This is a genomic window from Pedobacter sp. 01T416_2, assembly GCF_056398925.1.
Window position 1 is genome coordinate 1 of the sequence record NZ_JBFTQI010000271.1, and the last position, 7,051, is coordinate 7,051.

At 46.9% G+C, this 7,051-nt stretch carries 5 protein-coding genes; 2 read left to right on the forward strand and 3 right to left on the reverse strand.

Translation table 11 applies throughout. From position 1 onward, the window contains the following. Window positions 1-119: 119 nt before the first annotated feature. Entirely contained in the window at window positions 120-3,134 is a 3,015-nt protein-coding gene (locus AC1DPQ_RS13005) for a lantibiotic dehydratase (RefSeq protein ID WP_477609638.1), read from the reverse strand. Between the two features lie 88 nt (window positions 3,135-3,222). Between AC1DPQ_RS13005 and AC1DPQ_RS13010 the strand changes: the two genes are divergently transcribed. Further along, window positions 3,223-3,648, forward strand: a complete 426-nt coding sequence (locus AC1DPQ_RS13010) for a MauE/DoxX family redox-associated membrane protein (RefSeq protein ID WP_477582891.1) — start codon at window positions 3,223-3,225, stop codon at window positions 3,646-3,648. A gap of 118 nt (window positions 3,649-3,766) precedes the next feature. Next, window positions 3,767-4,090, forward strand: coding sequence for a hypothetical protein (locus tag AC1DPQ_RS13015; RefSeq protein ID WP_477582893.1), 324 nt, complete (start codon window positions 3,767-3,769; stop codon window positions 4,088-4,090). A 39-nt stretch (window positions 4,091-4,129) separates the two neighbouring features. Here the strand turns inward: AC1DPQ_RS13015 and AC1DPQ_RS13020 are convergent, their stop codons facing one another. Together AC1DPQ_RS13020 and AC1DPQ_RS13025 are read right to left on the reverse strand one after the other, a co-directional pair. After that, the gene (locus AC1DPQ_RS13020; protein WP_477582895.1) at window positions 4,130-5,482 is read right to left on the reverse strand and encodes a RagB/SusD family nutrient uptake outer membrane protein; all 1,353 of its coding nucleotides are present in this window, start codon (window positions 5,480-5,482) and stop codon (window positions 4,130-4,132) included. Between the two features lie 11 nt (window positions 5,483-5,493). Next, on the reverse strand, window positions 5,494-7,051 hold a 1,558-nt coding region (locus AC1DPQ_RS13025), incomplete at its 5' end, for a TonB-dependent receptor domain-containing protein (protein ID WP_477609640.1).

Here is a 7,051-nt window from a genome sequence, read left to right on the forward strand (position 1 = left end):
GGTAAGACGGTAAGACTAAGCGGAGAGGTGAGTATTCCGATTGGAGGGACTTACCGTACCGCGTTCCGGGAAAAAATCCAGCCGGCTCTACTCGTCAGTAAAAGAGACAAAAGTGATCACTAGACTGAAGTCCTTTCGCGGGCCAAACGTGAGCCGGCATATTTTTGCAGGCAATAGTAGACGAGCAGCTCCTGTTGCCTTTGTCTAACGGAGAACGTCCGGTTCAGTTGCATATGCACCAGGTCGGCCAAAAGCTCCAGTCTTTTATCATTTGAATAGCTGCTGGTAAGCCCGTCTAAAACAGCCATCTGCTTTAGCAGTGGCGAAAGGTGCTTCGATAATGCTTTACTTTCCAGCAAGTCCGCTATCACTAATTTCTTCTCCCGGTATTTCTCATCCATTGCGACTCTAAGCGTTTTATCTGCCCTGAACTCCGCCATAAACTGATCCGTCACCTTACCAAGGTAATCCAGGGAATCAATCAGAGAAGTAAAAAAGCAGCCGATCATGCGACAGGCAGTAAGTATAGCCAATTCAAACTCGCTAAGTTCAAGGGTACCGTTCCCCCTTAAAGTTAACACAAAAGCAACAAGATTACTTCCAGTGCAAAAAAGTTCCTCAACATGTGAAATGAGATCGGACCCATAGCGTTCGAGTTCTCTCCGGTAGGTATCTCCCTGGAAATCCCGCAAAAGTTTATCATGTCCGGATGATTCAATTTTTTTACGCAAGGCTACGAGTATCGCGCCAAGGTCATCTTCTTCCGCCTGTATGCGCAGGCGCAGGTGATAACCTTTATCGCTGTAGCGGATAAAAAACCAGTTTTTGATCCGCTTCTTCTGTCCTTTGATGAACGGAAAAATCACCTTAATAAGGATTTCATCCGAAGCACGTGGAATGCAGAAAATTTTAAGGTAAAGCCAGTTGCTGCCCATCAAAAAGTCGCGTTGCTTTTCGCCATAAACAGTGGTACTTTCCTTTTTTGAAGGTTTGTAAATATTATTCCCGTGGGTAAGAAAAGCAATCATTTGCCCCGCAAGCGGCTTTTTACCGGACAGAACGGAACGGTCTGGCAATAGATATTCCTGAATGGTTATCCGCTTTAAACCGTCAATGCACTGCAGAAAAAACCTTGCCTCGGTGGAATTGGCCAGATCAAAAACCAACTGCTGGTCTGTTGCGCCTATGGTGATATGCCGGGGCAGGTGGTGCTTTCTGCGGAAACCATCCAGGGTTTTAAATGGATCAGCCTTATCTCCTGCAGTTAAAGGCGCTATTTCTGATTCCTTAAAATTCCATTTCGCCAGACAGAGGATCACCTTACCGTAGCAGACCCGAGGATAAAAAGTCAGGCCCGGAAAAAAGTTTTCCAGGCTAAATGAAAGTCCTGCCTGTACACCCTGAAATTGCAGGTCACACAACAGCCGGAAAACGGGCGAATGGTTATTTCGAAAGTTATAGGCTGTCGCCAGACGGGGAATTACTCTTTTCTTCAACCTAGACGACTCTAATATCAATTCACTGCCTTTAACAGAAAGCATAAGTTCGCCTGGCAGTACCAGTTTTTCATCCGGCTGAGAAGGAAATACATTCAGGGGTATCTCGTGTGAATAAATGGGTTTGCGACGATTGATGTTATCCACGTGGCTATCAGACTGCTGGGCAATGTCGGCAAAGACAACTTCTGGATTTGCGGTAGTCTCCTTTGCGGCAAGTTCGCGGCAAAACTGGTGTACCGGATCACTAAAGCAGGAAAACCTTCCGATCAGCGAAACAGCAGTTACCCCGGCCGAACTTTCGATGATCAGGTGCTCTCCCGTCGAGCGGTACATGAGCGCCTGCGTCTGGGGCAAAGGCAATACTGCCTTTTTATGATCTTCCAGTTTAATCACATCATCTTCACTAACCTGAAGGGGCGACCAGGGATCACGAAGGGTGTCCCCAATCCAGAGTTTGAAGATAAACTGCTGGTTGGCATGCCAGCCAAGGGTCCTGTTTTCTTCTTCCGGTTCAGGGAAAGGAATATTCTCCAGGATATCCTGGTCAGGCATGGATGGCTCCATCTCACCATAATGCAGTCCCCCGTCGGGATCTAAGGCCAGCAACAAAGGCACCCTTTCCTGATCAAAGCGGGCACGGAAATCACGGATAAAACGCGACAGATCAGCAGGCTGCTCAGCATGTGCCAATAACTGCAGTACATGGACCGCTTTGGACAGTTCTTCCTGTTCAGCGCTATCTGGTCCTCCAGTTTTGTTTGGCCTTTCAAGAGCAGCATAAAATGGCTGTCCAAAAGGCTTTATTTCCTTTGCAATTTCCCTAATTTCCCCTGCCAAAGCCGACAGGGCTACTTCACCCAATAAAGGAATCATCGTGTAATTTTTCCAGAACCCATTCCAGCCAGGTAAGCCAAAGAAGTTCTCAATGATCTCGTTACTGATTACTTTGCCCTGAGAACCATTGAAAACCGCCCCAGCATCCAGCAGAAACCCGATGTATTCTTCCGCTTCTGTTTCTGAACACTCACTATGCTGCATAATCCAGCCCAGGACCACATCTCTTGACACCTTTTTCGAAGATAAAAATGAAAACAGTTGTACATTAAATTTTACGGCTGCAATCCCTTCCAGAGAAAAGCTAAACCGCCCCTTATCATCCAAAGATGATTTCGTGTAGCGGAAAATATCATTAAACCGGTACAGCGCAGGGTTGACCATTAATCCGTCAGACTGATCAGCCTCCGCCCTGTTCTTTAGTTTCCTTAAAAATTCCTGATCAGGCAATAAATGAAGAACCGACTCATCGCTTCCGGCAAGCCTGATCTGACCACCGCTTCCCCATTGGAGTAAAGTGAAGGAGGAGAAGCTTCCAAAAGGAGTTGGTCTGAAGCACATCCGGTTATAATACTTATAAAGGGTATGTTTTTCCTTATCTGATAATTTATCGAAATCAAGTTCCTTTTTTTCAAGTAACGCATAAAACCCGGCGCTTGCCAAAAAAACTGCATTGCGAAAAGCCTGTTCCCGCAACACTTCCGGCAACCGCGAGAGATCATAGCCGGTAAAGCTATAGTACGGTGCCCGTAAAAATAACTGCGGTAAAAACCGGTATAGCATTGACTTACTTTCTTTCATCTCTTCGTCGCTTAAAAGGGTATAATACCCATCTCATACTGTTTTGGCTTTTCTATTCGCCTTTAATTTGTTTCATAATTCTTTTACCATGAAGGCAATTTTAAAATCATCCGTTCCACCACTGCTCGTACTATTATTTGTATACGCCGCATTCAGTAAACTCTTTACTTTTTCAGCATTTGACCAGCAGCTCCATAACCAGTCTTTTCCCAGCTGGCTGGCAGATTTCCTATTGTATTTTTTGATCCCTGCAGAAATTATTACTGCACTCCTGTTATGTTTCAAAAGGACCGTAATAGTTGGTCTGCTGTTTTCATCCGTACTTCTGCTTGCCTTCACCGCCTACATCGCACTGGTGTTGGCCGACTATTTCAGCAAGGCACCTTGTAGCTGTGGCGGTGTACTAAAATGGCTCGGCTGGAAATCGCATCTCATTTTTAACCTTGTATTCACCGCATTAACGATAACTAGCTTAACTATTCACCTAAAGCGGGAGGTTCGTGACAACGAGTAGCCAGCATAACCGGATACTGGTCCCATCCCATACAGAAAAATCAACCGATCGCGAGACCACCATACCAGATCGACTTCATTTATCCTCCCTAAAGGGAGATTATTTAAAACTATATACCATGTTAAAAAAATTAAACCTTGGCCTTGTAGCCCTCGTATTGGGGTTCGGCCTAACCATTACCACCAGTGCATTTAAATCAGCCAAAACCGACATCCAATGGAATTTTGTTGGCGACCAGTTATCCGATGCGACAAACGGCCACGAATATTCAACTACACTAAGCCCGCCTACCAGTTGTAATTCGGGCAATGCTGCACCTTGTTACCTGATTACACCCGAAACGGTTGATACGCAGGAGAAGCTGACTGAGTACATCTTTGATACCTATGGCAGCAATGCAGCCGATGTAAGGGATGGTGCTCCGGCCAAACGCGCACTGTAAGTGATCAAGGGCCTGGTTAGTTTGACCAGGCCCTTTGTTTTACCGCTCATTCTGGAGCATACCCGTTAGTGCAATGATATCTTCAGGCAGCGGCAGCGCATACCGTTTATCGTTTGGCGTTAAGGTGTAGTCAGTCCCGCCTATGCTGCGCTTCAGCACAATCCCCCGACCCTCAGCATTTAAACGTTTAACATCCATCCACCTCATCCCCCTCATTACCAGCTCTTTCCTTCGTTCGATCAACACCATATCCAATGCAGTGGCTTTATCACCCGTCACCAGGGGCACAAATGTTCCGGTTTTAAACCTGGCCACCAAAAGCTTGTTCAAGGTCTGTATGCCAAGGTCTGTTTTTCCGTTCCTTACCTGGCACTCGGCAAGGGTGAGGTACATTTCATCAGTAGCCAGACCGAAAAAAAGTGCGGGCTGGAAATAGGTGCCTTTAAAATAATAAGCGCCCCCACTCTGCAGATAAAATACCTGCTTTCTCAAATCATCAGCCTGGTAGGCCTGTAAAAGCTCGGGAACAATCTTCGCCCTGGTGCTGGTTACAATTGTTGAAGGCGGAACAAATGTGTTAAAAACCACTTCAGGATTAAAAAGCGCCACCGGATAGCGGTCTGCAACATTGAGTTTATTATAATCCAGAAGCGCACCATTGATCCGAAGGCATGAATCGGCATAACTTTCAGCATCCTGGTAATTGCCCATGTATAAGAAGGTACGCGCCAAAAGCCCATAGGCACTGGCTTTTGATGGCCTGGTGGCACTTAATGCTTTGTCCGGCAAAAGCGGTACCGCAGCTTTTAAATCACTTAGTACTTTTTGGTAACCTTCCTGAACGGTAGCCCTGGTAGAAGGCGTATTAAAATCAGCACTGGGGCGCAGCGGAATACCGAGGTCTGCTGGTGAAGATACCTGGTAAGCCTTTGCCCAGACGCCGAGTCCCTGCAAAAAGCATTTGGCGCGGTATACCAGTGCCTGTCCTTTTACATTGTTGAATCTGGTGTCCCTTTCAATCGTTGAGGCTTCCATTCCCTCCAATACTGCATTACAGGAATAAACGGCTTTGTAAAGATAGGCCCACTCGTTGCTTCCGGGTTCAAAAAGATTATCTTTTTGCCAGCTGTACATCCTGCGCTCATATTCACTGGGCAGGGCCGCAAGGTCGGCATCGGTAAGGTAATAATCATCAGCCGATATTTCCGCCGAGATCAGATCGTTAGCAGTCAGCACCCCGAAATTATCCATCAGCGCCTGGAAATCGCCCAGGGTTGAGGGTATCACGAGCCGCTGATCGGGTTTTTCATCCAAAAGCTGCTGGCAACCTAAAACTCCAGTAGCAAAAACAGCCAGCAATAGCCAATATCCAAAATGGTTTCTCTTTTTCATCATCATAAATTTTAAAGGCCCGCCCTTAAGCCGAAAGCCAAAGTTTGCCCCGGGGGTAAGTTAAAGCCACTGGTTACATATTCAGGGTCGAGGTGATGTTTGTTCGCCCTGTAAATTATACCGGCGTTAGCCAGGTTGGCAAATACGTTTAATGTTTTTAAACCGATCTTTTTTGCAAGGGACTTTTCAAATGCATAATCAAGGTTGATGTACTGAATGCGGATATGGTCGCCCCTATCAATCAGTACTTCAGCAGAGCGGTAGAACGATTCCCTGCTGCTGGAAACCGGATAGGGCATTGACGGTACCTGGGTAAAAGCCTCATCGCCCGGGGCTTTCCAACGGTTACTAAAATCGGCATGCCCACTACCGCTGGCAAACAGGCTGGTATAATCAATACCCTTGCGCCTGAAGTAATAATCAAACTTAAAGCTGAGCGCTACCGAAAGGGTAAAGCCCTTAAACCCAAAGTCGTTTACCATATTACCGAAATAACGGGGCAGCGCAGACCCGTGAAATACCAGGTCAGGAAGTTTTGTACTGCTGATGATACTGCTGTATGCCTTGCTCGGCTGGCCGTTCAAAAAGCCCATCGGTTCGCCGGTTGCCCCATCAAGGCCCGCCCAGCGGTAAGAGAAAATGGAGTATACCGGCAAGCCCTCTACACCCGATACCGTGGCATTAGACTGCACAAAATTGCTCCCCTGTACCGATGGCAGGTAATACTTCGCTACTTTATCCCTGTACACCGAAAGATTAAGCGTGGTGCCCCAGCTAAAGCTGTCCTGAAGGATTCTTGCATTCAGTTGCAGGTCGAAACCGTTCCCTTTTATTTCGGCAACATTGCGTAATACCGTGGTTCCTACCCCGGTGGTATAATCAATCGGGTACACCCCGAACAGATCAGAAGCATGTTTCCTGTAATACTCCACACTGCCCGAAAGCCTGGATTTGAGCAAACTGAAATCCAGACCCACATTCATCATCCTCACCGACTCCCACCTCAGATCGGGATTGGCATATTTATCGAAAATGGCATATGGCGATTGTGTATAAGGTGAATTAACCTGGTAACGGATGGTATTTACCCCGCTCATGGATGGATCGGCATTGCCACTGAAACCCAGGGTGTACCTTACTTTCAGCTGGTCTACAAAACCCAATTTAAAAAAAGGCATCCTTGAAATATCCCAGGCCAGGCCTACCGACCATAGCGGTTTCCATTTATCGTTTGTCGCGACACCAAAAAGGTTAGAGGCATCGGCCCTTGCACTTGCCGAGAGCGTATAGGTATCTTTAAAGGTGTAGGCCATATTCACAAACTGCGAAAAGTAATTATTGGCCACCTGGCTCAGCCCGTTACCATCTGGAATGTAAGCCAGACTTCCAGTAACCGAGTTGGGAAAAGTGCGGGTATAATCAACCTGCCCTGTGTTGAGCTTGTCGGTATCCAAACCATACATCCTGCCCGATACCCCTGTTGATTGCGCCTTCCTCCACTCCAGCCCTATCAAAGCATCCAACCGGTGCGAAGCCCATGCCCGGTTAAAATCAAGCTGCCCCCTATAC